A 16,785-nucleotide genomic window follows, 5' to 3' on the forward strand; every position below is an offset into this window, starting at 1 on the left:
TTGGAGAAAAAAGATGGAATTGTTGAAATTAAAGATGGCGACTATGGCTGTACTACTAGTCGCAGTAGCTGGTTGTAGTGCTTCTGTAGATCGTGATGTTGCTAATGCGACAACAACTGAAGAGACAGTGCAAGTTAATGAAAATGGCGAAGTTACTGCCGCTGCTGAGGAAAGTAAGTTAGTTTGTTATCATGAAAAAACCATTGGTTCTAACCGCAAAACCACCCGCTGTATGAGCAAGGCCGATCGTGATAAAATGCGCGAAGTATCACGTGAAGCGTGGTTACGTCAACAGCAAGGTTCTGAAACAGGTGGTGGTTAATTATTAGAAATAACGCAAAATTTCCTTTGGGAGCTAATTACCCAGAGTTAGCCGCTCAGGCGATAAAAGCGCAGCAATTTAATGCTGCGCTTGATATTTATGCCAGCTGGTTTGACGCTGAACCCGCCTTTTTTTTATCCAGCAAAGCGCTTGGTAAAACTCAACAGACGCACATCAAAAATGCGGCTAATTTGGCCCGAAAGGCTTTGTATGACAAAGTTCAGGTTATTTCAAACGTCAGCAGCAGAATAAACAAGGCAATCCGCTTTTATTTTGGCCTTGAAGCCAAGCAGTTTGAACAGCCACTGCAGCAACCCTCTTTTTTTTATATTCCCGGGCTACCAGCGAAACCTTTTTATACAGCAGAAGAAATTCCTGGCTTGGCTGATATATTAGTGCAGCTGAACGGCTTTAAACCCGACCTACTGGCTCTGGGGCAAAATAGCTATCAGCAGTATGTTGAAACTTCTGGCCCGGTACCTAATACCACTGACTGGCAAAACGTTAAACAAAAATGGCTGTCTACGCATTTATTACGTGGTGACAAGAAAACGCCTTTTGCTGATAGTAAATTAACTGAGTGTCAAAAGGTGTTAGAACACCCTGTAATAGCGCATTGTCCGCCACACGCTGCTGAGGCATTTGTGTCGTCATTACTTTGCGGCGCTAAGATCCCACCCCATTATGGTATTTCTAATGTTAAACTGACAGTGCATATGCCGCTGCAGGTAAATGCTGCTGCGTATTTGCGTGCTGGTGACGAGCAGCGGTATTGGTCTGAGCACGACAAGGCTATCGTGTTTGATGATAGTTTTTTACATAGTGCGGCAAACCAGGGTGGGGCTCGGCGTGATGTATTTATTTTTGATGTTTGGCACCCTTCATTAACCGTTGAAGAGCAAAACGCTATTAAGCATTTTATGGCAGAGCATCAGCTTTGGTCAGAAAAATATGCTAAATTGGCTGCATTGGATGCCCGTTTGTAGCGTTAAAAATGATTAGCTTAGACCTTATTAAACGTTTTCAACAAATTTCGTATTATTTTAATCAACACGCTTTCATACAGGTTGTTGCATTATTTAGCCCTGTGCTTGCGGTAGATAACGTGCCCGCTGAAATAGCTCTTATGTACGCGGTGTCGCTACGCCGCCTTGGACAGCACGAAAAAAGTAAAATCTGTTTCTCAACCGCATTAAAAGCACATCCCACTAATGCCGCCCTTAGAAACTCATTTGGAAATTTATTGCTGGAGATGGAGCAGCCACAGCTGGCGCTGGCTGAGTTTGCTCATGTAACTAAATTGGAGCCAACAAATTCGGATGGCTACCTAAACAGCGCCAGAGCGCTTAGCCGTTTGGCATTATATGACAAGGCACTGGAACACTCTAAAACGGCGCATAATTTACAACCAAATAACATGAATATTGCCATTGCACTGGCTGAGAATTTGGTAAATACAGCGCAGCTAGACAAAGCAGAGGCACTGTATGACAAGCTACTGCAGCGCGAACCTCACAATATAAAGCTACTAAACAACTTAGGGAACTTAAAGCGCCAACTAGGTAGTGCAGCGGATGCTATTCATTTGCTGGAGCGTGCTGCTACGTCGAATAACTCAACTGTACTGCGCAATCTAGCGGCATGCTATGTATTGGATAATCAGTTTGAGCGTGCTTACAATTGCTATCAGGCCGCTATTGCTGCAGCGCCGGACGATGTGCTTGCCTATGCCGAATATGCGGCATTATTATGGCAGCAAGGCGATGCAAAACCGTTTTTACACATAGAGCAGCGACTTAACGCGGCGCCAGAGCATCATGCGCTTAGAGTTGACTACATAAAAACGCTGCTAAATATAGATCAGCCTGATACCGCTGAGCGCTATTTAGAGCCTTTACTACAACATTTTCCCTCCGACAGCGCAGTTTTGACATTGGCCACTACCGTATACCGTAATAAAGGTGATTTAGAAAAAGCCGAGTATTTCGGTCGAAGTGCATTAGCGCAAGTCAACAATACGTCCAATATTGCCGCAAGAAGTGAATTGGCGTTTACCCTGTTAGCACAATACAAAGGCGAGGAGGCCTTAGCTCACTACCAACACTTATGTGATGACGACCCGTTAAATCAAGGCTGGTGGACTACGCTAAGTTCTGCGTTGAAACTTACCTCTGCAAAGCAGCAATACAACTGGTTATGTGACTATACGCTGGTAAGTGCCGATGTGATAAGCAGTCGGGAGAGTAGCGCTTTATTGCCGGTGGATTTCAATCAGCGTTTGTTGCCGCTATTGAATAAGCTACACTGCAATGCCCGCCCTCCACTGGGGCTTTCGCTGCAAAAGGGGTCTCAAACTTTTGAGAATATCTTTGACCGCCAAGATGCCGTTTTACAACAGTTGCAGCAAGCGGTGATACAGCAAGCGTGCAAGTTTATTAGCCAGTTGCTGCCTGATCCTAAGCACCCTTTTTTATCGCGACTATCAACCGATCTTAAATTTCAGGGTTCGTGGTCGGTGCAGTTGCGCGACGAAGGGTTTCATAAGTCTCATTTTCATCCAATGGGTTGGCTAAGTGGGGTTTATTATGTCGATGTGCCGGACGCGGTTGAACATGATGGTCAGGGGTGGCTGGTATTTGGTCGGCCGGATATACCCAATGTTCTGGATGTTGGCGATTTTGCTGTAAAACCTCAACCAGGTATGTTGGTGCTGTTTCCCTCTTTTATGTGGCATGGTACAAACCCGTTTAAGTCTGCTACAAATCGGGTGACTGTCGCATTTGACATAGTGCCTGAGTCAACCGGTCACAGTAGGTCTTTTTAATGCTTAAATCCCAATTTGATCAGGCACTGCGCCTGTTTAATCAACATGATTATGCTGCGGTTGTTGCCGCTTGTAAGCCGCATGTGCAACACCCTATGTTTAAACTATTACTTGCGACAACTTATGGTAAGTTAGCGGAATATACGCTTTCAGAACCGCTGTTTTTGGCGTTGCGCCAGCAATATCCGACAAATTTAGATGTCTTATTTAATTTTGCTTTAGTATTAAAGTTGCAGCAGCGCATGGCGGAAGCTCAGGCACTGTTGCAACAGTGTTTGACGTTAAATAATCGCTACCATGCGGCGCATAGCGCCCTTGCTGGGATTTATGTTACACAAGGCAACTTTGAACAGGCACAAGTGTATTATGCTCAGGCATTGGCGCTACAACCTTATAATGTTGAGTATTTGTTTGGAACCGCTCAGTGCGACTTCGGCCAGGCAAGGTGCCATAGTGCTCATAAGAAATTAACTCTTGCGCTTGCCCAAGGTGTTCACTTGCCCTCATTACGCTTGCTTAGCGTTGTATTGTATAAATTAAAAAGCACTCAAGCGATGCGGCAGTTGCGGCAGCAACACGCCGAGCATATCAAACTTGAGCCTGAGATTTTACTCTATGCAGGTTTGATTGAGCTTGACGAGAAATGTTATGTTCAAGCACTTAACTTGTTAGAAAAAGCACAGGTGCTGGCAAACAAAGCCTGGTTCGAAATCGATGCAAATTTGTTGTACTGTCGCTATTTACTCGATGCCGACAAGCAAATATTGCAACAAATTATTAGTTTGTCGCAGCAGGTTGCCACGGTAGAAGCATTCTATTTTAGTGCTAACTTGCTTGAAACATTGGGGCAATTGTTACAGGCCGAACAGCTTTTAGATATCGCATTACCGCTTTTTCCTCTTACACCGAGCTTACTGTTGGTAAAGGCTAAAGTGTTAACCCGGCGTCGGGAGTTTAACGAAGCGTTGGCAATATTAGATGAAATTTCTAAGCCAGAAGGCACTGAGATGCAGTTAGATATATGCTATCAAAAAGTGCAGATATTTGAAGCGCAAGCGCGTTACAATCTGGCTGCTGAGCAAATTATTCATGCTGGTAGTTACGTGCAGCAAGTTTCAGTGCTTGATGGGTTAGAGCAGGATGCCAAGCGTGCCGTGCAAGATATACAGCAAGGCGTTCCGTTACGCGGCACTCATGTGCGTAAGTTAGTCTTCATTATCGGTTTTCCCCGTTCGGGTACTACTTTGCTTGAATCGCGTTTAGCGCTAATTAACAACGTAAAAATATTAGAAGAAACGCACGCCGTTAAGCAGTTTTATCAGCAGTTAGAGCGCCAAGCGAATGGTCAAAATGTAATGGCATACCTGGCAAATTTATCTGCTGAGCAGCAAAACTTGCTGGCGCAGGATTACCTGGACAGTTTGCAAGATTATAGTGTTATTAACGACGATGACGTCATTGTCGATAAAATGCCGCTTAATGCCATTTACTTAGCGCCGGTGTTGGCCTTATTTCCGCAGGCTAAAATTATTTTGATGTTACGCCACCCCATGGATGTATGTATCAGTAGCCTAAAACAGCGCATGATTAACCTGTTTTCGGTTGAGAGTTTTGCTCAAAGTTACCATTGTTATTTTAATTTGCTAGCGACAATGCAACAGCAATTCGCTGACAAAGTGCTGGCGGTAAAGTACGAACAGTTAGTAACTGACTATGAGCAAGAGTTTTCTGCAATTTTAGCGCATTGTGGACTACAGCAAGAGGCTAAGACCGGCAGTGGCAACAGCCCAACAATGTTTAACACTCCCAGTTATCATCAAGTTAGTCAGCCTTTATATACCAAGGCCGTTAACTCTTATCAGCATTACCGGTTGTATTTTGATTTTCAACATCAACTGCTGCAGACCTGGTGTAGGCAGCTTGGGTATACAGCAAGTGATTGATCAGTTTTTTGTTTAACACTGATACTTTGTGCGGCATAACGCCGCACTTCTTTAGTTATGATCAAGTTCCATTTTAAAGGCTAAGGTGTAGCGGGGGTGGAAGCAAATACGGTTAGGCGGTCTGCCCACGTGTTTTATTGCGCCGTTAAATATCACCACCCGGCCAGGTTTAGGAGTACAGGCAAACACGCAATCATCTTCGTTATTGAAAAATAGTGTTTCACCACCCCATTCCAGGTTCCACTCTTCGCAAATGTACACCAGCACGGTGAGCTCATCGCTCTCTGGTTTGCAGTCTGTGTGTGTAAATAACATATCACCAAAAGCTGCATGATTTACATAGCCACGGTATGCCTGGTAATCTTTTCCAGTAAGCCGTTTAATCGAGTCAAGGCAACGTTGGTATACTGGCAAAGATTTATATAGCATGGTGTTTAAATTAATCGCCCAGTGACGGTAGTCTTTTGTATCGGGCCTGGCAATTTCGTCCCGTTTAAATGGGCTGGCAATTAGCGTGTTGTTCAGTTCTTTTGCCTCTGCAGCAGTACAAAGGTCATCGAGTACCCATATCTGTTTGCCGTCAACTTCAGTGCTGTATTTAGCGTCTACGTTGTTGTTCATGGTTGTTATTAATAAATAATTATTTTAGTTAGCACGTTACCGTAGAATGCTATTTTTTTAAAGTAGCAGCTAAAATTCAACTCGAAAAGTTCAATGCTCCTATCTTATATTATGATATCTGTCGTTGTTGCATACAGACACCCAACCCTGCGGTTGGACATGATTACTGTTGGACCATATAGCTAGCGTATATCAGCATGTCGCCAAGCAGTATTTTCCAAATGACGGTTTTAGAGTTGATAAGACGCTGAATCTAAACCGCTATTTTGGTATTTGGGCACAAGCTTTCCCTAAAGGGAAAGCTATTTATATTCGACGAAATGACGAAAATACGGCGTGGTCCTGCTTTAAAACTAATTTTCGCTCTCAGGCTGCATGGAGCTGGTCAGCCAATTCTATCAAGAGTTATATATCTAATGAGCGACGTTTATTAGAGCACTGGAAAACGATTTATAACGCACGTATTTTGGAAATTAACTACGAGGATCTGGTTGCCGAACCTGAACTGACTTTGACAAAAGTATGCAATCATCTCGGTCTTGAATTTGAAGGTTCGATGCTACATTTTTATAAAAGCAAGTCGCCTGTTTACACATCGAGTGTTGGCCAGGTTCATCAACCGTTAGAGCAAAGCAAGATAGAGTTATCTGAACGCTATCCTCAGTTTTTGTTTGAGCTAGGTTTATCATGATGTCTTATAAGGCCTTTGTAGCGCGCTGGTAAGTGCCAATTTTTTGAGTTTGATTTAAAAGTTATCTATGTTGAAAATATTTTTATGAGTAGATGAAACTAAAATCATGTAAAAAAGGTCTAGTTTTATGCAATTACAAATACAACAGGTGAAAACATGAAAACAAGTAAACAATCTAACGTAGCCATGGCAGTAGGTGCTTTAGTTTTAGGCTCACTGGCGACAATAGCGACGACAGCTAATGCCAATCCTTTTACGGCTCAAGATTTAGCATCTGGCTATGAAATGGCTGCAGGTGAAGGTAAGTGCGGTGAAGGTAAGTGCGGTGAAGGTAAGTGCGGTGAAGGTAAGTGCGGTGAAGGTAAGTGCGGTGAAGGTAAGTGCGGCGAAGATAAAATGAAAGCCAAAGCCGATAAAATGAAAGAAGGCAAATGCGGCGAAGGTAAGTGCGGCGAAGAAATGATGAACACCAAAGCCGATAAAGCGAAAGAGGGTAAATGTGGAGAAGGTAAATGTGGCGCTGATAAAGCCAAAATGACTGACAAAGCAAAAGATGTTAAAGATAAAGCGAAAGAAGCCAAGTGTGGCGGCAGTCTGTAAACTGTGTGACAAGGGCCTGCAGTTGCAGGCCTTTTGTTTAGAGGGGATGCACGATGACGCTATTAAGTAATAGCATGGTGTCTGGTTCTGGCTTAGGCTTACGCCGTGAAATGCTGGACGAGGTGTTAACGGCCAAACCTGCAGCTATAGACTTTTTCGAAGTGGCGCCAGAAAACTGGATCCCGTTTGGTGGCAAATTACAGCGTAAGTTTCGTCAGCTCACTGAACAGCATCGTTTTATTTGCCATGGCTTGTCTTTATCTATCGGCAGTCCAGAGCCCCTAGACGTGGCTTTTGTAAAACAGGTAAAGCAGTTTTTACACCAGCATAATATTAATCTGTATAGTGAGCATTTAAGCTATTGCTCCGGCAGTGGTCACTTGTACGATTTAATGCCTATCCCCTTTACCGATGATGCTGTGCACTACGTTGCACAACGTATTCGTCAGGTACAAGACATATTAGAACAGCCGCTGATACTGGAGAATGTGTCTTATTATGCCGCGCCTGGTCAGCAGTTGTCTGAGTTGGAATTTACCTGTGCGGTGCTTGAAGAAGCCAATTGTCAGTTATTGCTTGATGTGAATAATGTTTATGTTAATTCGGTAAACCATGGTTATAACGCTGAGCACTTTATATCGGCGATGCCGTCTGATCGCATTGCCTACTACCATATTGCCGGACATTTTAAGCAAGCGGAGGATTTACTGGTAGATACCCACGGAGCCGCAGTTATTGATCCGGTATGGAAATTGTTAGCATTGGCGTATCAGCAACATGGTGTTAAAGCTACCTTGCTTGAGCGCGATTTTAATATCCCTGAGCTGACAATATTATGTGATGAACTTGCCCAAGTTAAGATGCTGCAGCAAGCAACACAGCAATTAGCATTGAGGGCTTAGGTCGATGCAGTTTCAACAAATCCAGCACGCTTTTATCAACCATATTAAAGACCCCGAAGGTATGCCGATACCAGAGGGGGTTGCTGACTCGCGTATGGCAGTATATCGGGAGCTGTTCTTTAATAACGTACAGGGCTTTGTCTCAAGTGCCTTTCCAGTGCTTAAGTCGCTTTATAGCGAAGTACACTGGTTAGCGTTAGTACGACATTTTTTCAAAAATCATCAGTGCACCAGTCCTTATTTTTTAGATATTGCCGAACACTTTTTACAGTATTTGCAACAGAGCTATAAAATTACGGAACAAGATCCTGAGTTTTTACTGGAGCTGGCGCATTACGAGTGGGTTGAGCTGTATTTAGCGACAAAACCATTGAAGGTGCTAGAAACCCCTTTGCTGCCAGAACAGGTTAACCAACAACCGCTGGCGTTGTCTGCGTTAGCATTAGTGTTGGTTTATCATGTTGCCGTGCATCAAATCAGTGTGGATTTTAAACCCGCAGTGGGTGAGCCTGAACATTGCTATTTACTGTATCGCAATAGCGAAGATGACGTGAAGTTTGTCGCGATAAATCAGCTAACGGCACTGTTGTTGCAAACGTTACAGCAAATGCCAGGTGTAGCGCTGGACACCTTAGTGCAGCAGTTAGTGCCGTTACTGCCTCAATTTAATACTGCGCAATTAATGCAAGGCGCACAAAGCATATTACAGGACTTTGCGACAAAAGGTGTGCTGGTGTCTTTTCAAGAGTGACAAAATTCATTACCATATGCGTCCATAATTCGCTGATGACAGAAGAGTAATGCAATGGCAGACGAAAATTTCAAAGACTCGTTTAACCTATGGCAGTTTCTAGCCGTGGTAGCAGTATTTGTATCTTTACTGTGTTTAGCCCCAATAGTGCGTTGGTTTCAAATTTTGGCATAATGCACTAGTTGCTTAGAAGGCCGCCTGAGGGCGGCTTTTTTGTCCCGGCAGGGACGCATAACAAAAGGTTTTCTGACATGGACAAACAAGCATTAGCGCTTGAATTAAAACAAGTTATAAAAACGGTTATTGATTACCCTAAGCCGGGCATTGTGTTTCGCGATGTCACCAGCCTGATGCAGGACGGCCCAAGCTTTAAAAAAGTTATAGATGCTTTCTGCCAGTTGTACGCTGATAAAGGCATTACCAAAATTGTAGGTACTGAGTCCCGCGGCTTTATTTTTGGTGCACCACTTGCTTATGCATTGGGTATTTCATTTGTGCCAGTGCGTAAGCCAGGTAAGTTACCACGTCAGCGTATTTCACAAAGCTACCAACTGGAATATGGTGAAGATGCCCTTGAACTGCATGCTGATGCAATAACACCAGGCGACAAAGTATTATTGGTTGATGATCTGTTAGCCACTGGTGGTACTATCGACGCTACAGCAAAATTAGTCAGGCAACTTGGTGGTATTGTTGACGATGCTGCTTTTGTCATTGCACTGCCTGATTTGGGGGGGGTAGCACGCCTGCAGCAAGCCGGATTAAATATCCTGAGTCTGGTTGAGTATAGCGGCGAATAAGTTTAGTCTGTTGCTGACTATCATAACCAAGACAAATGCAGCCTTATGAGTTACCAGGTATTAGCACGTAAGTGGCGTCCACAGCATTTTGCCCAGTTAGTTGGGCAGGAGCATGTTAAGAACGCCCTGGGTAATGCACTGAATAACAACCGGCTGCATCATGCCTATTTATTTACCGGCACCCGTGGTGTCGGTAAAACTACCATCGCCCGTATTTTTGCCAAAAGTTTGAACTGCGAGCAAGGTATTACGGCAACGCCTTGTGGCCAGTGCAGTGCCTGCCTGGAAATAGACGCCGGCAACTTTGTCGACTTAATGGAAATTGATGCGGCGTCACGTACTAAGGTAGAAGACACCCGGGATTTATTAGACAACGTACAATATGCACCCAGCCATGGTCGCTTTAAGGTTTACCTTATCGATGAAGTGCATATGCTATCCAAACATAGCTTTAATGCACTGCTAAAAACACTGGAAGAACCTCCGCCGCACGTCAAGTTTCTGTTGGCTACAACTGACCCACAAAAGCTGCCTATAACAGTGCTTTCACGTTGTTTGCAGTTTAATTTACTCGCACTGAGTCCATTACAGATTGAGCAACACTTAGCTTATGTGCTTGGTGAAGAGGCAATTCCCTTTGAGCAAGCCGCGCTGGCGATGTTGGCACGTGCAGCAAAAGGTAGTTTGCGTGACTCGCTAAGTTTAACAGATCAGGCTATTGCGCAAAGTAATGCCAATATCACTCTTGATACCGTGCGAACCATGTTAGGGTTTTTGGACCAAAGTTGGGCGCAGTTGTTGCTGCAAGCCATATTGGCGCAAGATGCTCAGCAATTACAGTTGCAACTTGCCGCCTTAGTGCAGCAGCAAAATCATTTTAGCCAGGTATTGGATGACATGCTGTCGTTGTTACATCTTACCGCTCTGAGCCAGTTTAGTCTTAGTGCGGCTGCGTTTTCACCTCAGCAAGAATTTGTGCAGCAATTAGCCGATACGTTAGCGCCAGCGCAGGTACAGCTTTATTATCAGTTACTGATTAGTGGTAAGAAAGAGCTACCATTTGCGCCGGATCCGCTAACCGGGTTAGAGATGGCATTGTTGCGCGCGATGGCGTTTCAGCCTGAAACGCAAGATAGAATGCAAACACCAGCTAAGCATACTCGCGTTGGTCCTGTGCATGTCAGCCCCACTAATACCTCACCAACGGTTACGCCTTCTTCCGTTTTACCCGGTGCGTCGCGCCCGGAGCAAATGGAGCCTCCTGTTGAGTTTGCAGCGCAAGCCGAAGTTGCTCCAGCGAAAAGTGATATTACTGAACCAGATGTTGGTGTTAAACCAGCAGACGACGCTATGACAGTGCAAGCTGCCGCTGAGCAAGAAGGCGCCGATCAACAGGTTGCTGAACCAGTAAGTGGTATCGACCCTGTTACAGCGCGAATTATGGCTCGTCGGGGTGTACAAGTAACGCCAGCACCTTTGACAAAAAAGCCTGAGCGCCAGCAGGCGCCGTTAACTGTTAAAGACCCAATAACCTCTGCTGAGGCGGTCAGTGACAGTACCAGTACCAGTACCAGGGGCAATAGCAAAGGGTATGACAACGACAATACCGCGCTGCAGACACAGCAAACAGCTCAGATAGTGGCATCGCAATCTGCACGTCATGCTGCACGTCAAGCAGCACCGCAAGCCGCCGTTGACTCAACAGTGCTTAACCCGTCCAATGACGATTATGACGATGCTGATGACACTGATATTGCACAGCTTGATGCAGCCGCTACCGATGCGCTTTGGCAACAGTATGAACAAGACATGCAGCAGACGGTTACCGCGACCCTGCCAACGCCCGAACCAGTATTAGCGCAATTTGATGGTAGTATTAACGATCAGAATTTTTCTATTCGCTTTGCCGCGCAGGTAGATGCCTGGGCTGCAAGGGTTGAAACACTGGATACTGGTGGTCTTAGCCGGCTATTTCTACTTAATTCAGCGATGCAGTTAAATGGCGCCATCTTAGATTTAACCGTCGCTCAGAGTCAGCAGCATCTGGACAGTGCTGGCTTTAGAGGAAAGTTACAACAGGTATTAGAACTGAGTTTTAACCAGGCGTTGACCATTAATGTTAGCTATCAACTCGACGTGCCTAATAGTCCGTTGTCTATTCAACAGAAAATTGTACAAGAGCGCATGGTGTATGTCAGTCGGTTGTTAGAACAAGACGAAAACGTATTACAGTTACAACAGATGTTTGACGCTCAGCTACTGGCTGAAACGATAGTTGTCAATTAACCCGAAAAGCTTGGCTAGCTTGAATTTTGGTGACGAAGTCATTATCTTGTCGCCGATAACACTGCAGTGCAGCAGCACTGGCTACGAATTTTTTAATTTATACGGCAGGTAAAAGTTATGTTTAAAGGCGGTATGGGTAATATCATGAAGCAGGCGCAAGCCATGCAGGACAAAATGCAGAAAGTACAGGCTGAGATTGCCGCCATGGAAGTTACGGGTGAAGCCGGTGCAGGTTTAGTAAAAATTACCATGTTGGGTAATCACAACGTTCGGCGTGTTAGCATTGATGATAGCCTGATGCAGGATGACAAAGACATGCTGGAAGACTTGATTGCTGCCGCGATAAACGATGCGGTACGCCGCGTTGATGAAACCAGTAAAGAAAGAATGGCTGCTGTTACCGGTGGTTTGCAATTGCCACCGGGTATGAAAATGCCTTTCTAATGAGTCGTCATACCCCTTTGTTGCAACAGCTGATTGATGCGTTGCGTATTTTGCCAGGTGTAGGGCCAAAGTCTGCCCAGCGTATGGCATTTTCTTTGCTGGAACGCAACAGGGAAGGGGGCGCGCACCTGGGTGCAGCACTCAATGCTGCAATGGCAAAAATAGGGCACTGTCAGCAGTGCCGTACTTTTTGCGAATCTGACCTGTGTCATATTTGTGCCGACCCGAGCCGGGCGCAGGACGGTATTATTTGCGTGGTGGGCTCTGCAGCAGATCAAATGGCGATAGAGCAAACTGGCCAGTTTAAAGGGCGCTATTTTGTCTTGCAGGGCTACTTATCGCCACTTGATGGTATTGGGCCACAGGATTTGGGCCTTGATATCCTCAGTAACACACTGGCAAAGCATAATGTCACCGAACTTATTTTGGCGACTAATCCGACCGTTGAAGGTGATGCTACGGCATTCTATATTGCCGAACTATGTAACAAACAACAGGTAAAAGTGTCCCGCATTGCACAAGGTATTCCGGTAGGTGGAGAATTGGAATTTGTGGATGGTACGACACTGTCGCATGCTTTTAGTGGTCGCAAAGCGTTTTAATCTGTAATTCCCCTGCTTGAAATCCGGTTAATCTGCCCCATATCTGTTGTCAGTGATGGCTGCGCGCTGCAGCCAGATGTTTAACTGTCAAATTTTGATGTTCGAGGATTAGCACAATGAGTGATACTACAGCCACTTCAGCAGGCCAGAAGCAAACCCACGGTTTTCAAGCCGAAGTCAAACAGCTGCTGCAGCTGATGATACATTCACTGTATTCCAATAAAGAGATTTTCTTGCGTGAGTTGGTATCGAATGCGTCCGATGCCGCAGACAAACTGCGTTTTCTTGCCTTGTCAGATGGCAGCCTATATGGCGACGATGGTGACTTACGTGTTCGTATTAGCTTAGATGAAAAAGCCCGTACGTTAACAGTTAGTGATAATGGCATTGGTATGACACAAGAAGAAGTGATCAGCCACTTAGGCACCATTGCCAAATCTGGTACCAAAGAGTTTTTCTCGCAGTTATCTGGCGATCAAAATAAAGACTCTAAATTAATTGGTCAATTTGGCGTTGGTTTTTACTCTGCGTTCATTGTTGCCGACAAAGTCACTGTACGAACGCGCAAAGCAGGCTCTGCAGCGAATGAAGCGATTGAATGGGAATCAGCTGGCGAAGGGGACTACACCATTACGCCGGTTACCAAGGAAACCCGTGGTACCGATATTGTTTTACACTTACGTGAAGGCGAAGATGAATTCTTAGGTCGCTGGAAAGTAGAAAGTATCGTAACGAAATATTCTGACCATATCAGCATCCCGGTAGAGCTGTGGCAAGAAGAACAGCCAGAGCGTGATGGTGAAGATGGCGAAAAAATTGCGGCAGTACCAGGCCACTGGCAGGCAGCAAACAAGGCAACTGCCTTATGGACACGTGATAAGTCAGATATAAGCGACGAAGAATATCAGGAGTTCTACAAGCATATTTCACACGATTGGAGCGAGCCGTTAAGCTGGAGCCACAATAAGGTTGAAGGTAACAATAACTACACCAGCTTATTGTATGTGCCGAAAAAAGCGCCTTTTGATATGTGGAACCGTGACGCTCAGCATGGTTTGAAATTGTACGTACAGCGTGTCTTTATAATGGATGACGCTGAACAATTTATGCCAAGCTACCTGCGTTTTATAAAAGGCTTACTGGACTCAAGTGATTTACCATTGAACGTGTCCCGTGAAATTTTACAGGACACCAAGGTCACTCAGGCACTGCGTAAAGGCTGTACCAGTCGTGCGCTTAAAATGTTGGAGAAACTAAGCAAAGATGCTGAGCAATACCAGGCATTTTGGAATGAATTTGGTCAGGTGCTGAAAGAAGGCCCGGCCGAAGATATGGCCAACAAGGAGCAAGTAGCCGCATTGCTGCGTTTTGCATCAACGCATAACGATGACAGCACACAAAATGTTGCGTTGGCTGATTACATCAGCCGGATGAAAGAAGATCAAGACGAAATCTACTACATTGTTGGTGACAGCTACACCGCAGCCAAACATAGCCCGCATTTAGAAGTATTGCGTAAAAAAGGTTTGGAAGTGTTACTACTATCAGATCGCATCGATGAATGGCTGGTGCAGCATTTAACTGAGTTTGATGGCAAGAAACTGCGCTCTGTTGCTAAAGGCGGACTAGATTTATCCAAGCTGGATGATGAAGAGACGAAAAAAGCACAAGAGGAAACAGAAAAAGCGTTTGCTGATGTATTAGACCGGTTTAAGACAGCCTTAGGCGATCAGGTGAAAGACGTTAAAGTGAGCCATCGTTTAACCGAAAGTCCGGCTTGTGTGGTTACTGATGAGTTTGATATGAGTACCCAGATGATCAAACTGATGGAGTCGGTGGGGCAGAAAGTGCCTGACGTGAAGCCTATTTTTGAGCTGAACCCTGAACATCAATTGGTTAAACGTGTTGCTGATGAGCAAGATGAAGATCGCTTCAAGCAATGGGCCGAAGTGTTACTGGATCAAGCATTGCTTGCTGAGCGTGGCAATTTGAAAGACCCTGCGAGCTTTGTATCGCGTTTAAACAGTTTGTTAATTTCTTTGGCCGGTTAACCGTGTTACAGGCACGGCGTTCTAGCCGTGCCTTTTCCTCTGCATATAACCGTTATCGCTTTATCTCGTTTGATGCTGCCGCACTGCGCCTTTAAAATTACAACTTTAGTCGATATATATACGCAGTTGTCGCCTAAATAACTGTATTTTTCTGCCGTCTTAGCCGTCTAGCCCCTGTGAATGCCTTATAAACTAACTAGTACGACTAAAAGCCAGTGAAATAGCCTGACCAGTTGTCAGCAATAGACAAACTTCTTGTTTCAGACAGCACATTATGTAAAGATCCGAGCCTTATTATTTATGAATCAATCCCAAGATATGAGGGTGTTGCTATGCGCATAATTTTGTTGGGTGCCCCGGGTGCCGGTAAAGGTACTCAGGCTCAATTTTTAATGAGTAAGTACGGCATTCCACAAATCTCTACCGGCGACATGCTTCGCGCGGCAATTAAAGCGGGTTCAGAACTCGGTTTAGCGGCAAAGCAAGTAATGGATGCAGGTCAGTTAGTCTCAGACGACATTATTATCGGACTTGTTAAAGAGCGTATTGCACAGCCAGATTGTAGCAAAGGGTTTTTGTTAGACGGTTTTCCTCGTACAATTCCACAAGCCGACGCCATGAAAGATAAAGGCATCGTGATTGACCATGTCATTGAATTTGATGTGCCAGACGAAGTTATTGTAGAGCGTATGAGCGGCCGTCGGGTGCATCCAGCATCTGGACGCGTATATCATGTACGTTATAACCCTGCCAAAGAAGACGGTAAAGATGATGTTACTGGCGAAGAATTGGTGATTCGTCCGGATGACGTAGAAGAAACAGTTAGAAAACGTTTGGCTATTTATCATGAGCAAACAGAGCCATTGGTAGGTTACTACCGCGCAGAGGCTGACGCTGGTAATACCCGTTACCATCACATTAATGGTACTAAAGCGGTAGATGTAGTCACAAGTGAACTGGTCGCACTGTTAGACTAGGCTAAATTGTTAAATTTTTGCTAGTTAAAAGCCCTGATATTTCAGGGCTTTTTTGTGTCGGCTAGTCGAATGATTTAAGCCACTTTATTAGCATGATGCAGTGAGGTTGGTGATGTGGCATGACCAATGCTAATTTTGCGCGGTTTCAGCGCTTCGGGAACTTCTCTCACCAGTTCGATATGCAATAAGCCGTGTGCCATATGCGCGCCAGTAACTTTAATATAATCTGACAGCTGGAACTTCCGCTCAAAGTTACGTTCTGCTATACCTTGATGCACAAATCGGCGGCCGTCATCTTTGCCGACTTTTTGCCCTTTAACCAGCAGGGTATTATGCTCAGTTTCAATACTGAGTTCTTGCTCATCAAAACCGGCTACAGCCATAGTAATACGGTACTGATCTTCACCTGTCACCTCGATGTTATACGGTGGGTATGCAGGTTGTTTTTCATTACGTGCTGCTGCATCCATTAAATTAGCTAAATGATCAAAGCCAATAAATGAACGGTAAAATGGAGTTAAATCAATATTTGTCATAACTAATTCCTCAAAAGCAATCAGGGTTTTGCTGCCCTTCAATTGAACGGGCGGTTAAGTTAACCGGTAAAATACCGGTTATCGCTCAGGCTGTGTGAAAACTGCTGATCACCTTTTGGTCTAAGCAATAGATTTATATGATCAATTGTTCTTGATAAAGCAGTACAGTTAGCTGTCGCTTTACTAAAATTAATAGCATACGAATTAGAACAAAGTGTGCTGATATGACCCACCATATTAAAGGCCAAGGTAGACATCAAGTAACCTTGCTCCCTGAGGCGCTTGATGACTTCGTTACTGAAGATAACCCTGTCCGAGTGGTCGATATCTTTGTTGATGGATTACAGCTTGACTCACTTGGCTTTGAAAGAGTTAGCGCAAAACAAACAGGGCGGCCAGGTTATCACCCGGCTACCATGCTGAAACTGTACATTT

General features: G+C 44.8%; 17 protein-coding genes. 15 read left to right on the top strand and 2 right to left on the bottom strand.

Annotated features, from left to right (window positions below):
* Positions 1-13: 13 nt before the first annotated feature.
* Genes H595_RS21520 through H595_RS0103010 form a run of 4 tightly spaced genes read left to right on the top strand, consistent with a single transcriptional unit; the run spans position 14 to position 5,089 of the window.
* Complete coding sequence (locus H595_RS21520; protein ID WP_037053486.1) at positions 14-322, top strand: hypothetical protein; 309 nt, start codon at positions 14-16, stop codon at positions 320-322.
* Positions 323-348: 26 nt separating this feature from the next.
* The gene (locus tag H595_RS0103000) at positions 349-1,308 is read left to right on the top strand and encodes an aspartyl/asparaginyl beta-hydroxylase domain-containing protein (RefSeq protein ID WP_027669858.1); all 960 of its coding nucleotides are present in this window, start codon (positions 349-351) and stop codon (positions 1,306-1,308) included.
* Positions 1,309-1,316: 8 nt separating this feature from the next.
* Positions 1,317-3,146, top strand: a complete 1,830-nt coding sequence (locus H595_RS0103005; protein ID WP_027669859.1) for a putative 2OG-Fe(II) oxygenase — start codon at positions 1,317-1,319, stop codon at positions 3,144-3,146.
* Positions 3,146-5,089 (top strand): tetratricopeptide repeat-containing sulfotransferase family protein, encoded by a 1,944-nt coding sequence (locus tag H595_RS0103010; protein WP_027669860.1) that lies wholly within the window; start codon positions 3,146-3,148, stop codon positions 5,087-5,089. Before H595_RS0103005 ends, H595_RS0103010 begins: the two co-directional genes overlap by 1 nt.
* Positions 5,090-5,140: 51 nt before the next feature.
* On the opposite strand, the gene H595_RS0103015 is transcribed toward H595_RS0103010, so the two are convergent.
* Entirely contained in the window at positions 5,141-5,710 is a 570-nt protein-coding gene (locus H595_RS0103015) for a 2OG-Fe(II) oxygenase (protein WP_027669861.1), read from the bottom strand.
* 169 nt (positions 5,711-5,879) lie between these two features.
* On the opposite strand from H595_RS0103015, the gene H595_RS0103020 reads away from it, so the two are divergent.
* The 10 genes from H595_RS0103020 to adk all read left to right on the top strand — a co-directional run bounded on the left by H595_RS0103020 (position 5,880) and on the right by adk (position 15,814).
* Positions 5,880-6,401: a sulfotransferase family protein gene (locus H595_RS0103020; RefSeq protein WP_027669862.1), complete on the top strand. Its 522-nt coding sequence runs from the start codon at positions 5,880-5,882 to the stop codon at positions 6,399-6,401.
* Between the two features lie 156 nt (positions 6,402-6,557).
* The gene (locus tag H595_RS0103025) at positions 6,558-7,001 is read left to right on the top strand and encodes an HvfA family oxazolone/thioamide-modified RiPP metallophore (RefSeq protein WP_027669863.1); all 444 of its coding nucleotides are present in this window, start codon (positions 6,558-6,560) and stop codon (positions 6,999-7,001) included.
* A gap of 53 nt (positions 7,002-7,054) precedes the next feature.
* The gene (locus H595_RS0103030; protein ID WP_037053489.1) at positions 7,055-7,903 is read left to right on the top strand and encodes an HvfB family MNIO-type RiPP peptide maturase; all 849 of its coding nucleotides are present in this window, start codon (positions 7,055-7,057) and stop codon (positions 7,901-7,903) included.
* A gap of 4 nt (positions 7,904-7,907) precedes the next feature.
* Complete coding sequence (locus tag H595_RS0103035; RefSeq protein WP_027669865.1) at positions 7,908-8,654, top strand: HvfC family RiPP maturation protein; 747 nt, start codon at positions 7,908-7,910, stop codon at positions 8,652-8,654.
* A 251-nt stretch (positions 8,655-8,905) separates the two neighbouring features.
* Positions 8,906-9,454, top strand: a complete 549-nt coding sequence (gene apt / locus H595_RS0103040; RefSeq protein WP_027669866.1) for an adenine phosphoribosyltransferase — start codon at positions 8,906-8,908, stop codon at positions 9,452-9,454.
* A gap of 45 nt (positions 9,455-9,499) precedes the next feature.
* Complete coding sequence (gene dnaX, locus H595_RS0103045; RefSeq protein ID WP_027669867.1) at positions 9,500-11,740, top strand: DNA polymerase III subunit gamma/tau; 2,241 nt, start codon at positions 9,500-9,502, stop codon at positions 11,738-11,740.
* Positions 11,741-11,857: 117 nt separating this feature from the next.
* Complete coding sequence (locus tag H595_RS0103050) at positions 11,858-12,184, top strand: YbaB/EbfC family nucleoid-associated protein (RefSeq protein WP_027669868.1); 327 nt, start codon at positions 11,858-11,860, stop codon at positions 12,182-12,184.
* A complete protein-coding gene (gene recR, locus H595_RS0103055; RefSeq protein WP_027669869.1) occupies positions 12,184-12,786 on the top strand; it encodes a recombination mediator RecR in 603 nt (200 codons plus the stop codon). Before H595_RS0103050 ends, recR begins: the two co-directional genes overlap by 1 nt.
* 116 nt (positions 12,787-12,902) lie before the next feature.
* Positions 12,903-14,837, top strand: a complete 1,935-nt coding sequence (gene htpG / locus H595_RS0103060) for a molecular chaperone HtpG (protein WP_027669870.1) — start codon at positions 12,903-12,905, stop codon at positions 14,835-14,837.
* Positions 14,838-15,169: 332 nt separating this feature from the next.
* On the top strand, positions 15,170-15,814 hold the full coding sequence (gene adk / locus H595_RS0103065; protein WP_027669871.1) for an adenylate kinase: 645 nt from the start codon (positions 15,170-15,172) through the stop codon (positions 15,812-15,814).
* Between the two features lie 74 nt (positions 15,815-15,888).
* Here the strand turns inward: adk and H595_RS0103070 are convergent, their stop codons facing one another.
* Positions 15,889-16,350, bottom strand: coding sequence for an Hsp20 family protein (locus H595_RS0103070; protein ID WP_027669872.1), 462 nt, complete (start codon positions 16,348-16,350; stop codon positions 15,889-15,891).
* Between the two features lie 224 nt (positions 16,351-16,574).
* On the opposite strand from H595_RS0103070, the gene H595_RS23775 reads away from it, so the two are divergent.
* Positions 16,575-16,785: transposase (locus H595_RS23775; RefSeq protein ID WP_027669873.1), on the top strand; the 211-nt coding region annotated here is incomplete at its 3' end.

The organism is Rheinheimera baltica DSM 14885, assembly GCF_000425345.1.
Taxonomy (GTDB): domain Bacteria; phylum Pseudomonadota; class Gammaproteobacteria; order Enterobacterales; family Alteromonadaceae; genus Alishewanella; species Alishewanella baltica.